The organism is Microbacterium songi (genome assembly GCF_042747925.1).
Classification (GTDB): Bacteria; Actinomycetota; Actinomycetes; order Actinomycetales; family Microbacteriaceae; genus Microbacterium.
This window is the reverse complement of the sequence record NZ_JBHZIE010000008.1, coordinates 1-16,852: the sequence shown is the minus strand read 5'-3', so window position 1 is coordinate 16,852 and position 16,852 is coordinate 1. Positions and strand designations below refer to the sequence as shown.

The window sequence follows — 16,852 nt, the reverse complement described above, 5'->3', positions numbered from 1 at the left end:
GCGTCAGGCCGCGGCGAGCTTCTTGAGCTTCTTCTTCGCCTCGCGCTCGACGAGTACGGGGAGGAAGTCGCGCACGTGGGCGTCCTTCATCGTCGCGTGCGCCTCGTCGACCGTCGTGCGGATGACGGCAGGGTCGAGACTCGGGAAACGAAGAGTGAGGCGCTCCACCACCTGATCCATCGCTGCGTTCTCGTCGACGATCTCGTGGGTCATGGTGCTCTCCAAGGGGGTTCGACGCACGGAGCGAGTCGTGCGTTCTCGCAACGATATCCGGCGACGCTCCGATCTGCCACCGGCCCGCACGTCGACGGGGTGGCCGCATGTCCGCCCCCCGCAGTACTGTCCCGCCATGACCGATCAAACGGCGGATCCTCTCCTCCTGGACTGGCTGCGCGAGTCCGACCCCGCGCTGCGCTGGCAGGTCGAACGCGACCTCCTGCGTGCACCCGAGGACGTGTGGAGTCGCACGAGGGCGCGCATCGCGACGGAGGGGTTCGGCGCGCGGATGCTGGCGCACCAGGGTGCCGACGGGCAGTGGGCGGGGGGCGCGTTCTTCCCGGGAGGGTGGTTCGACTCCGGCGGACCCGAAGAGCCGGAAGGCCAGCCCTGGACTGCCACGACCCCGGTGCTGAAGCTTCTGCGGGAATGGGGCCTCGACGCGTCAGCGCTGGACGGGACCGCGGCGCTGCTGGCGGCGAACGCCCGGTGGGAGTACGACGATCTGCCGTATTGGGGCGGCGAAGTGGACTGCTGCATCAACGCCGACACCCTGGCGACGGGTGTCTGGCTCGGGGCGGACGTCGACGGTATCGCCGAGTGGTTCGTCGAGCACCGCCTCGCCGACGGTGGCTGGAACTGCGAGTGGGTGGAGGGATCGACGCGCTCGTCGTACCACTCCACCCTCAACGCCGTCCGCGGCCTGCTCGCATACGAGGTCGCAACCGGCGGCAGCCCGGCGCTCACGGCGGCGCGCCACGCCGGCGAGGAATACCTCCTGGAACGCGACCTGTTCACGCGCCTCACGACGGGCGACCTCGTCGGTGACTGGGCGCTGCGCCTGTCGTACCCCTTCCGCTGGAAATACGACATCCTCCGCGCGACCGATCATCTGCGCGATGCCGCCATGCACGACGGCACCCGGCCCGACCCCCGCATGAGCGAGGCCATCGAGCTCCTCCGCGCGCAGCGTCAGCCCGACGGCACGTGGCTGCAGGGCGTGCGCCACCCCGGGCGGGTGTGGTTCGAGGTCGATGTGGCGGAGGGCCGGCCGTCGAAGTGGCTCACCTTCTTCGCGACACGCGTGCTGGCATGGTGGGATGCCGGCTGACGGGTTCGACGAGCGGAGCCGTGGGTGCGGACGGCACGCGCGTCTCAGCCGGCCAGCGCCCGGTGCACGGATGCCACGGCGCTGGAGCCTTCGCCCACCGCTGCCGCCACCCGCTTCATGGAGCCGCGGCGGACGTCCCCTGCCGCGAACACGCGGGGGACGGATGTCTCGAAGGGGAGGGGCTCGCGCCCGAGCGACTGCCACTGCGCGAGCGTCTGGGAAGCGACATCCGTGCCGGTCCGCAGGAAGCCGTCGCTGTCGCGATCGAGGTCGGGCAGCCACGAGGTCGCCGGATCGGCGCCGATGAAGCAGAACAGTCCGCGGGCATCGATCTCGCCGACGGTGTCGATGTGCACGCGCTCGAGGGCGCCCGTGCCGTCGAGACCGACCACATGCGAGCGCGTATGCACATGCACTCTCGGGTCTTCCAGGAGGCGGTCGACGAGGTAATTCGACATGCGTGCGCCGAGGTCGTCCCCCCGCACCACCAGGTGAACGGGGCACCCGTTCGACGAGAGGTAGAGAGCCGCCTGCCCCGCGGAGTTGGCGCCGCCCACCACGACGACGGGTGACGAGATCACCTGGCGGAGCTCCAGCTGCGTCGCCGCGTAGTAGATGCCGGATCCCTCGAATTCACTCCAGCGTTCGAGACCGAGACGGCGATAAGCCGCGCCCGAGGTGACGATGGTGGTGCGGGCCCGGATGATGCGCCCATCGGTGAGCGTGATGTCGAGCAGATCGCCGGCGGGCTCGAGGGCGACGGCCTCGCACGGGGCGTACACGCGCACACCGAACTTGAGTGCCTGGAGCGATGCCTGGCCGATGAGGTCGCCGCCGCTGACCCCGAAGGGGAACCCGAGGAAGTTCTCGATGCGCGATGTCGCCGCCGCCTGCCCGCCAGGGGCGACCGCGTCCAGCAGCACGGTGCTGAGCCCCTCCGAGGCACCGTAGATCGCGGCGGCGAGACCCGCGGGACCGCCGCCCACGACGACGAGGTCGACGATCTCGTCGCCCCGCGCCTGGTAGCTCAGCCCCAGGCGCTCGGCCACGATCCCCGGTGTGGCGCGGAGGATCGGCTCGCCCTGGATGAAGGCGACGGGGAGGTCGGCTTCGGTGAGGTCGTGGCCCGACAGCGAGCCGAGATCACCGGGCGGGAGCCCCACCGCTGCGTGCACGAGGTCGAGCCGTTCCGCGAAGCGCTGGAGCGCCAGAAGATCTCGCGAGGACTCCACCCCGACCAGTTTGAGCGTCATGGCCGCGGGACCCCGTCGCAGGCTCTCGCGCCGCGCCCACAGCGCATGCAGAACGATGTCGCAGAGCTCATCGTCTTCGGCCATCAGGCGACGCAGCTGATCGCGCGGCACGCGGAGGACCCGGCCGTCGGTGACCATCCGCGCCGACAGGAAGGCGCCCTGGCCGTTGAGCAGTCCGAGCTCGCCCACGAAGGTGCGCTCACCCATGACGGTGATGTGCATCTCCCGCGACCAGCTCAGAGCATCGCGCACGATCTCCACGCGGCCGGTCTCGACGAGGAAGAGGTCGTAGGCGGGGTCGCCGGCGCGGAACAGGTAGTCGCCCGCGGCCGCGGTCTCGGCGGTGCCGAACGCGGTGAAGCGCGCCCACTGGGCGTCGGTCAGGGGCGGGCTCTGGACGGGATCGCGAGACGCGTCAATCATCACCACGACCCTAACCGGCCGGGGCGGTGATGTCGTCCGATGCCGCGAGCGCGCGGATCAGCGACTGTGCGTCGTACGGCCCGACGTGCCGCCGGCCGTTGACGAAGAGCGTCGGCACCGAGGTGATGCCCATCGCCTCGGCGTCGAACATGTCATCGCGCACGCGAGAGGTCACGTCGGGATCGGTGAGGTCGCGTTCGAACCTCTCGACATCGAGGCCGAGATCGCGCGCGAGGCGGACGATGTCGGACGGGCGCTGATTCTCCTGGTCGGCGAACAGCCCGCGCTCGAACTCGAAGAACTTGCCCTGCAGTGCGGCGGCCTCTGCGGCCTCCGCCCCGGCCAGCGCGTTCGGGTGGGGCCCCACGAGCGGGGCGTGCCGCCAGACGTAGCGCAGCTGATCTCCGAGTTCGCGCGCGACCTCCTGGATAGACCCCGACGCCTTGAGGCAGAACTCGCACTGGAAGTCCCCGTACTCGACGATCGTGTACGGCGCGTCCGCGTTGCCGAAGACGTGGTCGCGGCGCATGTCGACCGGGCGCACGAGTGTCTGACCGGTCTCGATGTCGGGGTGCGCGGCGTCCGAGACGCGGAAGACGATCGTGGCGATGAGGAAGGCGAGGACGGATGCGGCGAGCACGCCGACCCGCGCTTCGTTCTGTGCGGCGGGGTCGTCGATGGCGATGTCGACGATGAACAACGAGATCGTGAAGCCGATGCCGCACAGTGCGGCCCCGCCCGCGATGCGGTCGAGCGTGAGACCGGGGCCGAACTCCCCGACGCGGAAGAGCTTCATCAGCGCGCTCGAGCCGAACACGCCGAGGAACTTGCCGACGACGAGCCCGACGACGATGCCCCACGTGAGGGCGGAGCCGAGCGCGGCGCCGAGGATGTCGGGGCTGAGCTGCACTCCGGCGTTGGCCAGGGCGAAGAGCGGCAGCACGACGTACGCGACGTACGGCCCGTAGGCCGACTGCAGCCGCTCGTTGATGGAGATGGACTCGCGCAGGCTGTTCGCCGCGGCGCGGGCGTATTCGGTGTTGGGGGACTGGCGGAACGTGCGTGCCAGTTCCAGAGCGTGCTCGACGTCGCGGCGGTTCGGTCGATAGACCGGCACGAGCAGCGCGATGGCGACCCCCGCCAGGGTGGGGTGCACGCCCGAGGCGAGGAACGCGAGCCAGACGATGATCGACAGGCTCGCGTAGACGAGCCCGCGGCCGCCGCGGAGGTAGCGGGTGAAATAGATGCCCACGAGCCCTGCCGCCGCGACGAGCAGCGGCATGGCGGTGAAGTTCTCCGTGTAGACGAGGGCGATGATCGTGAGCGCGCCGATGTCGTCCACGACGGCCAGCGCGAGCAGGAACACGCGCAGCCGGCCGGGTACCCGCGGCCCGATCAGGGCGAGCGCGCCCACGAGGAAGGCGGTGTCGGTGGAGATCACCACACCCCAGGCCTGGGCATAGCCGGAATCTCCGACGATCAGCACGAACAGCAGCGCCGGGATCGCCAGGCCGGCGACGGCCGCGAGCACCGGCACGACGGCGCGCGACCAGCTCGTCAACTCGCCGATCGCGAACTCGCGGCGCACCTCCAGCCCGACCGTGAAGAAGAAGATGGCCATGAGCGCGTCGTTCACCACGGCGTGCAGCGTGAACTCGAGCCGCAGGTCGGCGACGCCGAACGTCATGCGGGTGTCCCAGAACTCCTCGTAGGAGGCATGCGCGATGTTGGCCCAGACGATGGCCGCCAGCGTCGCGACCAGCAGCAGGACGGCGCCGGTGCGGTTGCGGCCGAGATCGCGGATCGTGCCGGCGATCGATCGGCGGGGACGCGATGGCGCCGCCGCGGGCGAGGACGAGGGGATGATCTTGAGCTCGGTCATACGCGTGCATTCTCCTCGGGGGGCCTCGAGCGGACAAGACGCCGGCTCGATACGCTGGCACGGGCCCTGCGAGCCGCGCGCCACCGACGTGAGGAGAACGCCATGCCGATCCTGAACAAGGACATGACCCTGTGTATTTCGCTCGCCGCCCGGCCGAGCAATCTGGGCACGCGCTTCCACAACTTCCTCTACGACGAACTCGGCCTCAACTACGTCTACAAGGCGTTCGCCCCGATCTCGCTCCCCGATGCGATCGCCGGTGTGCGCGGGCTCGGCATCCGAGGCGCCGCCGTCTCGATGCCGTACAAGGAGGACGTCATCGCCCTCCTCGACGGTCTCGACGAGTCGGCGGCGGCGATCGACTCGGTCAACACCGTCGTCAACACCGACGGCCGCCTCATCGGCCACAACACCGACTACACCGCGGTGCGTTCGCTGCTGACGCTGCACGATGTTCCGGCGTCGCACACCTTCCTCCTGCGGGGCAGCGGGGGAATGGCCAAGGCCGTGGCCGCTGCTCTCCGCGACGCGGGGTTCGCGCGCGGCACGATCATCGCCCGCAACGAGGAAGCGGGCCGCGCGCTCGCGGGGCTCTACGGCTTCGACTGGCATCCGACCGGTGCGGGCCTCACCGCCGACCTGCTCGTCAACGTCACGCCGCTCGGCATGGCCGGTGGCGCCGACGCCGAGGTCCTCGCCTTCGATGCAGCGACCGTGGCGGAGGCATCCGTCGTCTTCGATGTCGTGGCGATGCCGGCCGTCACCCCCCTGCTGCAGGCAGCGCAGGATGCCGGGGTGCGGGTGATCACGGGCGTCGAGGTCGCCGCGCTGCAGGCGGAGGAGCAGTTCGTGCTCTACACGGGGGTCCGCCCCCGCGCCGACCAGGTGCGGCGGGCGTCGGAGTTCTCGCGCGAGGGGTGACAGCGGACGCGGCGAGCGGGACGGTCAGCCGTCGCCGAGGCCGTCCAGAAGATCGGCGGTCGGCGCGAAGAACACGCTGCCGGTGTGCGCCGTCGAGAAGTCGAGCAGCCGGTCGTGCAGACCGGGAGGGTCGCCGATGAACATGCGCTGCAGCATCTTCTCGATCACCCACAGGTGCCGTGCGTACCCGATGAAGTACGTGCCGAACTCGTCGGCACCCGGGCTGCCGAACGGCATGTTGTCGCGCAGGATGTCGTGCTCGCCCTGATCATCGACGATCGTCGAAAGGGTCTTGTGGGCCTTCTGGGCGTCTTCGGCCGCGTCGTCGAGCTCGATGTTGTCGGCTTTCGTGCGCCCGATGATGGCTTCCTGCTGCTCGGTCGTGAGCGACTGCCACTGCCGGATCGGGTGCAGGTACTTCTGCACGACGACGTAGCTTCCGCCGGCGAAGGCGGCGTCCTCGTCGCCGACGAGGGTTGAATCCGGCAATGCAGGGCCGACGGGGTTGGCCGTGCCGTCGACGAAACCGAGCAGGTCGCGGTCGTCGAACGACCGGAAGCCGACGGTCTCGTCGACCACGGCGACCGCATCGCCGAGCACGCCGAGCATCTGCTTCTCGAGCTCGAAGCAGAGATCGCGTCGGTCGGAGCGGATGTGGAAGAGCAGGTCGCCGGGCGTCGCAGGGGCGGTGTGCGCGGCACCGACGACCGGCTGGAACGGATGCAGCTCCGCCGGCTGCGCCTGACCGGTGAGGCTCGTCCACACCCGACTGCCGATCCCGACCGTGCACGAGACGGCGGCGCCGAGGTCGCGGAAGGCGACGTTCTTGACGATGTCGGAGACGCTCCCGAGGGCCGAGCGCACGGCGGCGACCGCATCCGGGCGATCGGCAACGGTCAGTACCAGGAAGACCGCCGAGATCGTGAGCGGCGCGTCGACGCTCTGGGTCTCGATCGGCACCCGTCTGCCGGGGGTGGACATGCTCATCGTTCTCCTTGCGAGGGGGTCAGGTGGTCAGGCGGCGGCCCGTCGCCGCATCGTCAGGGCAGCGGTCACCGTGGCGATGACGACGATGCCGGCGAAGACGAGCAGCACTCCGGTGGGGGGTGCGAACGCGAGGGCGACGCCGATGGCCAGCACCGGGATCGCGAGGCCCGCGTAGGCGATCAGGAAGAGGAGGGCGAGCGTCTCGCCGCGGCGGCGGGGGTCGGCGACCGAGGCGGCCGTCGTGATCGCGGCCTTGAACAGCACACCCACCCCGAGCCCGGCGATCACCCCTCCGCCGATGAAGAGCCACAGCTCGGGGACGACGGCCCCGAGCGCGACCGCCATGAGCCCCACCGCGCAGGCGACCGCCGCGATTGTGAGCTGCGTGCGCGTGGGGATGCGCCCGAGCACGATCTGTCCGACGGCGGACGCCGCGAACACCGAGAACGCGGTCGCCCCGGCCAGGAGGTGGTCGCCCTCGTGGAACGTCAGCACGAGGAAGGTGGGTGCGAGCGACGTGAACAGGCCGAAGACGGCGAATCCCGCGAAGGCGCCGAATCCCGCGGTGGCGAACTTCGGACCGGCACCGGCCGGCACGGAGAGCCGTTGCGGTCGATATCGGACGGGCTCGGCCGGCGGGTCGACGGTCTCGGGCACGCACGACAGGGCGATCGCTCCGACGAGCAGCACGACCAGGAAGACCGCGTGCGGCAGCATCAGCGGGTCGGGCAGGAACTCCGCGAAGAGTCCGCCGATGAGCGGACCGAGCGCGAGGCCGCCGAGATTCGCGACCCCCGAGACGGATGCCGCCACGATGGTGTTCTCGTCGGGCTTGGCAGTCGCGCGCAGCTCGCCCAGATGCGCGGTCGCGCTCGCCGTCAGCATGCCGATGCTCGCTCCGTTCACGAGCCGCGCGACGATGAGGCCGGGAACGTCCTGCCAGAGCAGGAACATCACCGCCGACAGGGCGGAGACCAGCACCGCGAGGATGAGCACGGGACGACGGCCGAGCCAGTCGCTGATATGGCCGAACAGGTAGAGGCTGACCACCACCCCGACCGCGTAGGCGGCGAAGATCACGGTGATGGTCGAGACCGGGAAGCCGTCACGCTGCTGATACAGCGGATAGAGCGGGGTCGGGACGGTCGAGTAGGCCATGACGCTCAGGAACGTGGCCGCGACGATCCAGAAGCCGATGCTGTGGGGCACGCGGGGCAGGCGCATGCTCATAATCTAGGGCGGACGGCGCGCGGCCGCGCTCGACAGCCGTCGAATATCGTGCGCCGACGCTGCGCCGGGCATCGGTGCACGGTAGCTTCGAGGCATCCGACGCTCTGTGCCCCTGACAGGAGGACCCATGTCGATTCCCGGGATCGATCCGACCGTGCCGCCCTCGGGGAGCGGGTGCGTCGAGTGCGACGCGAGCGGCTCGTGGTGGGTGCACCTGCGGCGCTGCGCGGAGTGCGGACACGTCGGGTGCTGCGACGACTCGCTCAACCGGCATGCCACCGCGCATTTCCACTCCACGCGGCACCGCTACATGCAGAGTTTCGAGCCCGGCGAGGACTGGTACTGGGACTACGTCGAAGAGACCATGCTCGACGGCCCCCGGCTGGCTCCGCCCGAGCATCATCCCGCGTCACAGACCGTGCCCGGGCCCGCCGAGCGCCTCCCGCGGGACTGGCAGGAGATCCTCGCCGAGCGGTGACCGGCCATCTGCGGCGCCACCCGGATCTACCCTCGGGGTATGACGATCGGCGGCGCAAGGGTGGGGCCGGTGCTGCTGCGCTGGACGGATGCCGCGTCCTCTGACGACCACCCTGCCATCACCGCCGCCGAAGACGGCCTCGCCGCGGTCGGAGCGCAGCAGGTGCGTCGCCACGCGAGCCTGGAGGGGCTGCGCGCTCGCCGGTTCGCGCTCGGCCGACACCTTCTCGCCACTCTGATCGGCGAGCTGGCCGGGCCCGAGGCCGAGCCGGAGATCGACACGACCTGCGCGCTGTGCGGCGCCGACCACGGTGCTCCCCGGGCGGTGGTCGCGCCGGTGGCGCTGAGCGTGAGCTACGCAGGTTCTGTGGTGGTGGCCGCTGCCGCGCCCCGCGCCGTGATCGCGCGGCTCGGGGTCGACGTCGAGCGGCGCGCCGGTGCGGCGGGCGAAGTGCAGTCCGGACTCGCGGCGTTGTTCGCGCCGGCCGCCCCGCCCGATCTCGCCGGCTGGACGCGCATCGAGGCCGTCCTGAAGGCCGACGGACGCGGAGTGCGGATCGAGCCGGCCGATGTCGTCGGTGATGCGCGGGATGCCGCATCCGCCCGCCTTCCCGGAGGGACGTGGATGCGAGTGCCCGGCGTGCACGACGCCTTCGAGGTCGCCACGGTGGGGGGCGCGGACGCGCCCGAAGGATGCGTCGTCAGTCTTGCGGTCGCCTGGGCCTGAGTCGCGGTGCGGTCGCATCGAGCACCCGTTCGGCGATCGCCGCCGCGCGTCCCGTCTTCGGGCCGTCGGGGAGGGGCGGCAGGGCGGGTTCGTCGAGCCAGATGCGGAACAGGTCTGCGAGCGGAACGCCTGCCACGCGCTCGGCGAGGGCCGTGAAGTCGGCGGTGGACGCGATGCCGTAACGGAACCGCGCTGTCCACTCGCGCAGGATCGTGAAGAACACACCGTCGCCGACCGTCGATCGCAGGGCGTGCAGTGCCAGCGCGCCGCGCTTGTAGACGCGGTCGTCGAACATGCGGTCGGGGCCGGGATCGGAGACCACGAGGTCCCGGGGGAGCAGGGCGATGCGCGCATGGTGCTGACGCGCCCTGGCATCGGCGGTGGGCCCGCCGTCGGCCTCAGACCACAGCCACTCGGCGTAGCAGGCGAAGCCCTCGTTGAGCCAGATGTGCTGCCACCCGGCGAGGCCCACACTGTTGCCGAACCACTGATGGGCGAGTTCGTGCGCGATGAGGCGCTCGAGTCCGCCGATGCCGTCGATGTGGTTCGATCCGAACACGGCCGCGCCCTGCGATTCGAGCGGGATCTCGAGGGCATCCTCGGTGACGACGACGGTGTACCCCTCCTGCGGGTACGGTCCGAAGAGCCGCTGGTAGAGCGCCATCATGCGCGGCAGCGGCTCGAAGTCCGCGTGCACACGCGCCGCGATGGCCGGCGGGTACGACAGCTCGCCCGCCACCATGTCGAGGGTGAGGGGCTCGGTCACGTACCGACCGACCTGGACGGCGACGAGATAGGTGGGTGTCGGGGCATCCTGCTCGAACGTCCAGGTCGTCCGGCCCGCGCGGGACGCCCGTCCGGTGCGCCGACCCGTCGCCGACACCGAGTACAGCGCGTCCGTGGTGAACGCGAGGCGGTAGGTCGCCTTGTCGGAGGGCACGTCGTTGCACGGGAACCACGTCGGTGCGCCGGTGGGCTGCGAGGCGACGAGCACGCCGTCCTCCAGCTCCTCCCATCCGATCGTCCCCCAGCGCGAACGGCGGGGACGCGGCGCACCGGCGTAGGTGATCGTGACCTCGAACGGTTCGCCTGCGGCCAACGGACCGCCGAAGGAGATGCGCAGCTTTCGGTCGGTCTGCCGGAAGGTCGCTCCCTTGTCCCCCGTCACCCGCACGCGGCTGGCCCGCAGGGTGATCAGATCGAGAGACATCGTGCGGATCGGCACGGCCGCCCGCCCGCGGATCGTCGCGGTGCCGCTCAGCCGATTCGTCGTGACGCGGTAGTCGAGCTCCAGATCGTAGTGCTCGACGCGGATGCCCGCGTCGCCGCTCTGCGGGGTGTAGGAGTCGGCGCTCATTCGCTTTCAGCCTGGTAGACGCGCACCTTGACCGCACGCCACGGACCGATGGGGTTGCCGCTCCAGCGGCTGCCGACGGGGACGGATTCTCCCCGCATGACCAGAGACGCGGGCCCGACGGTGGCGTTCGCGCCGATCGTCGCGGCGGGCAGGACCACGCTGTGCGGGCCCAGGGTGGCGCCCGCCTCGAGGGTCACGGTGTCGATGCTCATCACCCGATCATGGAACAGATGCGTCTGAACCACACATCCGCGGTTGACGGTCGCGCCGTCGCCCAGGGTCACGAGGTCGGGTTCGGGCAGCCAGTAGCTGTCGCTCCAGACACCCCGGCCGATCTTCGCACCGAGCGAGCGCAGCCACATCGCGAGGGCCGGGGTACCGGCGGCCGCGTTCGCGAACCACGGGGCGGCGACCATCTCGGTGAAGGTGTCCGACACCTCTGTGCGCCAGATGAAGCTCGACCAGAGCGGGTGCTCGCCGCGCCGGATCGGACCGACGAAGGCCCATTTCGCGGCGGTGGTGATGGCGGCGGCGCCCGCGCCGGCGATCAGCATCACGACGCCCGACAGCACGATCGCCACGCCCACGCCCCAGGTCTGGATCATCCAGCCGATCGTGAACAGCACCCCGAGCCCGATCGCGCACGAGACGAACACAGGCAGGATGCGGCACAGTTCCCAGAGGGTGCGGGCCACCCGCAGGCTGGGCCGCGGGTGGTAGGTGCGCTCCAGATCGGAGTCGTTCACGACGCGGCGCAGTCGCATCGCGGGGGAGCCCAGCCAGGACGAGCCCGGCTTCGACTTCTCGGGGGCGACCGAGAGCACGGCGACGAGCCCGTCGCGGGGCACGCGGTGTCCGGGCCCGGCCATGCCGGAGTTGCCCAGGAACGCGCGCTTGCCGATGCGCGCCTCGGCGAGGCGCATCCATCCGCCCTTGAGCTCGTACGTCGCGACCATCGTGTCGTCGGCGAGGAACGCGCCCTCGTCGATCGTCGTCATCGACGGGATGAGGAGCACGGTGGACGCCTCGACGTCGGGACCGACCCGTGCTCCGAGCAGGCGGAGCCACACCGGAGTGAACAGGCTCGAATAGATCGGGAAGAGCAGTGTCCGTGACGAGTCGAGCAGTCGCTCGGTCGTCCACGCCTGCCAGGCGACCCGGCTGCGCACGGGGTGCACGCCCTCGGTCAGTCGGATGGACAGCACGCGCACCAGCACCACGACGGCGACCGCGAACGTGAGGCCTGTGGCCAGCGTCGCCGGGATGAGCCAGAGGAGCGCGGGGCCGACCGCGTCGCTGAGCGTGTCGACTCCACGGATGCCCTGGGCGATCACGAGACCGCCGACGGCGAAGGCGAGGAAGGGGAGCAGGCCGAGCATCGCGGACGACGCCGCGTACGCCCAGAGCCAGCGGGTCGGCGCCGGCGGGCGCGCGGGCGCCAGCGGGCGTGTCGTCCCGCCGACGCGCACCGCCGGAGAGCCCGCCCACCGCTGGCCCGCGCGGACGCGGCCGAAGACGGCCGAGCCCGGCGCGATCTCGGCGCCGCGGCCGATCTTGGTGCCCGGCGCCAGCGTGCTGCGGGCGCCCACCGTGGCCCCGGCGCCGATGCGGATCTCGCCGATGCGCACGGTGTCGCCGTCGATCCAGTAGCCCGACAGGTCCACTTCGGGCTCGATGGCCGCCCCGGCGGCGATGTCGAGCATGCCCGTCACCGGCGGTAGCGCGTGCAGGTCGACGTCGGGGCCGATCTTCGCCCCGAGCGCCCGGGCGTAGTAGCTCACCCACGGTGCGCCTGCCAGCCCGACGGGATCGATCTGGCGCGCGACCTGTTCGGCGAGCCAGAGCCGCAGGTGCACGCCGCCACCGCGCGGATAATCGCCCGGCCGGAGCCCGCCGAGAAGAAGCCGCGACGCGCCCGCTGAGATGGTCATGCGGCCGAACGGCGTGACGAAGAGGATCAGCCCCAGCAGCAGCAGCCACCCGGGCACCGACGGCAGGAACTCGAAGCCCGGAACGAGCTGCAGGAACCACCCGGCGGTGAGCAGCCACAGCGTCCAGCGGATGCCGGTCAGGATGAACAGCGGCACCCCGGCGAGCGTCTGCACCCACTGCATCACGCGTGGTGTCGGATGCGGAGTGCTGAAGGTCGCGGGGATGGCGTCGTCATCGGATGCCTCGGCCTCGACGGCGTCCGCCATCCGACGAAGTCTCGGCAGGTCGTAGACATCGGCCATCGTGAACTCGGGTGCCCGCGTGCGGATGCGCGACACGAGCTGTGCGGCGGCGAGCGAGCCTCCGCCGAGCTGGAAGAAGTCGGCGTCCTCATCGGAGGGACGGATGCCGAGCACCGCCTGCCACTGCTCGGCGAGCCACGCGGTGGTTCCCGAGAGCGGAGAGTCCGCGGCATCCGTGTCGGTCAGTGGCCAGGGAAGGGCGGCCTTGTCCACTTTGCCCGAGGTGCGCACCGGGAGATCGTCCATGACGGCCAGGAGTGGGATGAGCGGAGCGGGCAGAGTCTCGGCGAGCTCCGCCCGGGCGGTCTGCCGATCGAACCCCTCGGTCGGCACGACGTAGCCGACCAGGAGCTGGACGCCGCCTTCGGACCGCTGCACCACGACCGCCGCGGCCGAGACCGCACTCAGGGCCTGCAGAGCGGACTCGACCTCACCGAGTTCGATGCGTCGCCCGCCGACCTTGACCTGATCGTCGGCGCGTCCCTGGAAGAGGAGTCCCTCCGGCTCGAACCGCACCAGGTCGCCCGAGCGGTAGGCGCGTTCCCACCCGAGGGCCGGGAAGGGTGCGTACTTCTCGGCGTCCTTCGCGGGATCGAGGTAGCGGGCGAGGCCCACGCCCCCGATGATGAGCTCGCCCACCCCGCCTTCGGCCACGCGTCGTCCCTCGGCGTCGACGACGGCGAGTGCCCAGCCGTCGAGCGGCAGTCCGATGCGCACGGGGCCGGTGCCGTCCAGGAGCGCCGCGCAGGCGACCACGGTCGCCTCCGTCGGGCCGTAGGTGTTCCAGAGCTCGCGGCCCTCTCCGACGAGACGCGTCACCAGCTCCGGCGGGCAGGCCTCCCCGCCGAAGATCAGCAGCCGGACGTTCTCGATGGCGTCGTGCGGCCACAGGGCGGCGAGCGTCGGCACGGTGGAGACCACGGTGATGCCGTGACCCACGAGCCAGGGGCCGAGGTCTTCGCCGGAGCGCACGAGTGAGCGCGGAGCGGGGACGAGGCACGCGCCGTGCCGCCAGGCGAGCCACATCTCTTCGCAGGACGCGTCGAAAGCGACCGACAGGCCGGCCAGCACGCGATCGCCCGGGCCGAGGGGCGCGCCCTGCAGGAACAACTGCGCCTCGGCGTCGACGAAGGCCGCGGCAGAGCGGTGCGAGACCGCGACGCCCTTCGGGACACCGGTCGATCCCGAGGTGAAGATGATCCAGGCGTCGTCGTCGACGGTCGGCGGAGGCACGATCAGCACGGAACTCGACGACGGGTGCGGCGCATCGCCCTCGAACAGCTCGCCGTGTCGGGCCGACGCCGGCTCGGCGGCGCTCGGCACGTAGCTCCCCCCGCCGACGATGACCCCGGCGACGTGCGCCTCCCCGAAGACGAGGTCGGCCCGCTCCTGAGGGTCGTCGGCGTCCACGGGTACGTAGGCCGCGCCGGCGGCCATGATGCCCAGGATCGAGAGGTAGAGCTCGCGTCCGCCCGAGGGCATGCGCACTCCCACCCGGTCCCCGCGCTGCACCCCCGCCTCGTGCAGGCGAGCGGCGGTGCGCCACACCTGGGTCACGAGCTCGGCGTAGCTGAGCGCGCCGTCGGAGTCCTCGATCGCGGACGCCTGGGGATGCCGGCGCGCCGTCTCCCGCAGGATGTCGATGAGTGTGCGCGGGGGCGTCGCGAGGGCGCGACGATCGAGGATCTCCTGGGTCATCGGGCGTTCAGGCGCTGAGGAGCGCGACCAGCTGCGCCTTCGGCAGACGCCAGAAGCCCGTGCGGCCCTCGGCCTTCGCGCGCTCGCGCAGTTCGGCGAGGGTCAGGCCGTTGAGATCGGTGGATGCCACACCCGCCGGCTGCGCGCGGCGCGCGGCAGCGGGGGTCTTCGCAGCGGGGGCCTTCGCAGGCGCAGCCTTGGCGGTGGCCTTTCCGGCGGGAGCCTTCACCGCAGGGGCCTTGCGGGGGCGTGCTTTCGCGGGAGACGTCGGTGCGGTCACGTCGGGAGCAGCCGGTGGAGAGCCGGCCTCGATCGGCGAGCTCGTCTCGGGCAGCGACGTCGGCGCCTTCGCCGCGGGCTTCTTCGCCGCGGGCTTCGGGCGATTTCCGGTGTCGGACTTCTTCTTCGAGTCGGACTTCTTCTTGGCCTCGGACTTCTTGGCGTCGGACTTCTTGGCGTCGGACTTCTTCGTCGCGCGGACGGCCTTCTCGGCCGCGGCGGCGATCTTCGCCTCTGCCTTGTCGATCGCCGTCTCCACGCGCTGGAGGGCCGAGACGGCCTTCTTCTCCACCTTGCGAGGGCTCGCCTTGAGCTTCTTCGAGCCGGGGCGCGCAGCATCCGCCGCCTCTTCTGCGACGGAGCGCAGCTTCTTCGCCTGCTTCTTGGGCAGGGTCTTGCTCATCCGGTGGGCATCCTTGGCGGCCGAAGCGGTCGCCTCCAATGCGGTCTGCGCCGACCGCACGTTCTTCGTCGTCTTGGACACGCGACGTACCTTCTTCCCTCGAAGCGAGCACCCGCGCGAGAGCGCGGGAGGCGTACAGGCTACAGGCCGAAGGTTAACGACCCACGATCATAGCCGAGGTCCGAGACCATCGGACCGGCATGGACACGGCCGCTGCGGCTGCGGCACCATCGATATATGAGCGTGACGAATCCCGAGAACGAGTATGAGGCGCTGGTGCACCTCATCCGTCGGGTGTCCGCGCGCTTCCCCGATGCCGACGAGGACGCGATCCTCGCAATGACGGCCGAGGAACTCGAGCGATTCGACGGAGCCCGACTGCGCGACTACGTGCCGGTGCTCGTCGAGCACAACGTGGTGCGCCGCCTTCGCGCGCGCGGTGAGCACGCGGCCTGACCGGGGCGACGGCGGGGTGCGGGTTCCGGCCTGCGCCGACGTACGGCGGGTGCAGACTGGCGGAATGGACCTTCCCCCTCGCGCGCTCGAACTCCTGCGCGCCCCCTCCCCGTGCTTCCTCTCGACCGTGATGCCCGACGGTTCGCCGCAGGTGACCGAGGTGTGGGTCGACACGGACGGCACGCACGTCATCATCAACACCGTGCAGGGCCACCAGAAGGAGCGCAACATCCGCCGCGACCCCCGGGTGGCCGTTGCGGTGGCCGACCGCGAGGATCCGACCAGCTATGTGCAGCTGCGCGGGTCGGTCATCGAGGCGACCACCGAGGGCGGTGTCGAGAGCATCGAGGCGATGTCGCAGAAGTACCTCGGCAAGCCGTACAGCTGGTACGGGGGCCGCGACCAGGTGCGCGTCATCCTGAAGATCGCGGTCGCCAGGGTCAGCGGCATCCGCTGATCATCTGCGCCCGTCGGCGGTCAGGTGCGGAGTGACGCGAAGACGATGAGGTTGTCGGTGTAGTGCCCGATGGAGGAGTCGAATGCACCGGCGCAGGTGATCAGGCGCAATTCCGGCCGCGGCACGTTGCTGTAGACCTCGTCGGTGGGGAACTGCGCCTTCGCCGATTGCGTCGAGCCCGTGACGTCGAAGACGAGAACCGCTCCGGTCGACATCGTGACCTGCACCTCGTCGCCCGGGACGAGTTCCGCCAGACGCCAGAACACCGCCGGCGCGGTCGGCGAGTCGACGTGTCCGGCGATGATGGCGGGACCGATCGCACCCGGCGAGACTCCGTCGGCGTACCAGCCGGCCGAGTCCCAGTCGACCGGGGCGGCGAGCTGCCCGTCGGCGGCGAGCGCCAGCGACTCGAGAGTCGAGTCGACGCCGATGCGGGCGATGGCCATGCGCACGGGGGTGCCTGCGGATGCCTCGGGCGCTGCGCCCGTCGACGGATCCTGCAGTCCGCCCGCCGAGAACTCCGTCGCCGGAGCGGTCGCGGACGGCGTGGCGGACGCGCCCGAGGGCGAGGTGGCCGGCCCCGGGGTGGCGGACTGCGCGAGTCCGCCACCCCAGACGATCACCACGACGCTCAGCACCACGGCGACGGCGGCGATGGCGACGCCGACCACGACCGCTCGGCGGGGCCGCGCCGCGGCCCCGCCGAAAAGGTCGCGATCGCTCCCGCCCCTCCCGCAACGA

15 protein-coding genes are annotated in these 16,852 nt (G+C 71.0%); 6 read left to right on the top strand and 9 right to left on the bottom strand.

Translation table 11 applies throughout. From position 1 onward, the window contains the following. Positions 1–3: 3 nt before the first annotated feature. Positions 4–213, bottom strand: a complete 210-nt coding sequence (locus ACFM35_RS10570; RefSeq protein ID WP_378841767.1) for a three-helix bundle dimerization domain-containing protein — start codon at positions 211–213, stop codon at positions 4–6. A 136-nt stretch (positions 214–349) separates the two neighbouring features. On the opposite strand from ACFM35_RS10570, the gene ACFM35_RS10565 reads away from it, so the two are divergent. After that, positions 350–1,327 (top strand): squalene cyclase, encoded by a 978-nt coding sequence (locus tag ACFM35_RS10565; protein ID WP_378841765.1) that lies wholly within the window; start codon positions 350–352, stop codon positions 1,325–1,327. 44 nt (positions 1,328–1,371) lie between these two features. Here ACFM35_RS10565 and ACFM35_RS10560 read toward each other — a convergent pair whose 3' ends face one another. Both ACFM35_RS10560 and nhaA read right to left on the bottom strand, forming a co-directional pair. Further along, positions 1,372–3,003 (bottom strand): FAD-dependent oxidoreductase, encoded by a 1,632-nt coding sequence (locus ACFM35_RS10560; RefSeq protein ID WP_378841763.1) that lies wholly within the window; start codon positions 3,001–3,003, stop codon positions 1,372–1,374. A gap of 10 nt (positions 3,004–3,013) precedes the next feature. Beyond that, the gene (nhaA, locus tag ACFM35_RS10555) at positions 3,014–4,885 is read right to left on the bottom strand and encodes a Na+/H+ antiporter NhaA (RefSeq protein WP_378841761.1); all 1,872 of its coding nucleotides are present in this window, start codon (positions 4,883–4,885) and stop codon (positions 3,014–3,016) included. 102 nt (positions 4,886–4,987) lie between these two features. On the opposite strand from nhaA, the gene ACFM35_RS10550 reads away from it, so the two are divergent. Then, positions 4,988–5,806: a shikimate 5-dehydrogenase gene (locus ACFM35_RS10550; protein ID WP_378841759.1), complete on the top strand. Its 819-nt coding sequence runs from the start codon at positions 4,988–4,990 to the stop codon at positions 5,804–5,806. A gap of 24 nt (positions 5,807–5,830) precedes the next feature. Here ACFM35_RS10550 and ACFM35_RS10545 read toward each other — a convergent pair whose 3' ends face one another. After that, the gene (locus ACFM35_RS10545; protein ID WP_378841757.1) at positions 5,831–6,793 is read right to left on the bottom strand and encodes a Dyp-type peroxidase; all 963 of its coding nucleotides are present in this window, start codon (positions 6,791–6,793) and stop codon (positions 5,831–5,833) included. Between the two features lie 27 nt (positions 6,794–6,820). Beyond that, complete coding sequence (locus tag ACFM35_RS10540; RefSeq protein ID WP_378841755.1) at positions 6,821–8,017, bottom strand: MFS transporter; 1,197 nt, start codon at positions 8,015–8,017, stop codon at positions 6,821–6,823. A 133-nt stretch (positions 8,018–8,150) separates the two neighbouring features. Between ACFM35_RS10540 and ACFM35_RS10535 the strand changes: the two genes are divergently transcribed. Together ACFM35_RS10535 and ACFM35_RS10530 are read left to right on the top strand one after the other, a co-directional pair. Then, entirely contained in the window at positions 8,151–8,501 is a 351-nt protein-coding gene (locus tag ACFM35_RS10535) for a UBP-type zinc finger domain-containing protein (protein WP_378841753.1), read from the top strand. Between the two features lie 39 nt (positions 8,502–8,540). Next, positions 8,541–9,227 (top strand): hypothetical protein, encoded by a 687-nt coding sequence (locus tag ACFM35_RS10530; protein WP_378841751.1) that lies wholly within the window; start codon positions 8,541–8,543, stop codon positions 9,225–9,227. Here the strand turns inward: ACFM35_RS10530 and ACFM35_RS10525 are convergent. Genes ACFM35_RS10525 through ACFM35_RS10515 form a run of 3 tightly spaced genes read right to left on the bottom strand, consistent with a single transcriptional unit; the run spans position 9,202 to position 15,279 of the window. Further along, entirely contained in the window at positions 9,202–10,584 is a 1,383-nt protein-coding gene (locus ACFM35_RS10525) for a M1 family metallopeptidase (protein ID WP_378841749.1), read from the bottom strand. The two genes, ACFM35_RS10530 and ACFM35_RS10525, sit on opposite strands and share 26 nt — an antisense overlap. Then, positions 10,581–14,516, bottom strand: coding sequence for a Pls/PosA family non-ribosomal peptide synthetase (locus ACFM35_RS10520; RefSeq protein WP_378841747.1), 3,936 nt, complete (start codon positions 14,514–14,516; stop codon positions 10,581–10,583). The genes ACFM35_RS10525 and ACFM35_RS10520 overlap by 4 nt, the downstream gene beginning before the upstream one ends. 7 nt (positions 14,517–14,523) lie before the next feature. After that, positions 14,524–15,279 carry a hypothetical protein gene (locus ACFM35_RS10515; protein ID WP_378841745.1) on the bottom strand — a complete coding sequence of 252 codons (756 nt, stop codon included), beginning with the start codon at positions 15,277–15,279 and terminating at the stop codon, positions 14,524–14,526. Between the two features lie 156 nt (positions 15,280–15,435). On the opposite strand from ACFM35_RS10515, the gene ACFM35_RS10510 reads away from it, so the two are divergent. Then, positions 15,436–15,654, top strand: coding sequence for a three-helix bundle dimerization domain-containing protein (locus tag ACFM35_RS10510; protein ID WP_378841743.1), 219 nt, complete (start codon positions 15,436–15,438; stop codon positions 15,652–15,654). A 64-nt stretch (positions 15,655–15,718) separates the two neighbouring features. Beyond that, positions 15,719–16,111 carry a PPOX class F420-dependent oxidoreductase gene (locus tag ACFM35_RS10505; protein ID WP_378841741.1) on the top strand — a complete coding sequence of 131 codons (393 nt, stop codon included), beginning with the start codon at positions 15,719–15,721 and terminating at the stop codon, positions 16,109–16,111. A gap of 20 nt (positions 16,112–16,131) precedes the next feature. Here the strand turns inward: ACFM35_RS10505 and ACFM35_RS10500 are convergent. Further along, a partial coding sequence (locus ACFM35_RS10500; RefSeq protein ID WP_378841739.1) for a class F sortase occupies positions 16,132–16,852 on the bottom strand: 721 nt, incomplete at its 5' end.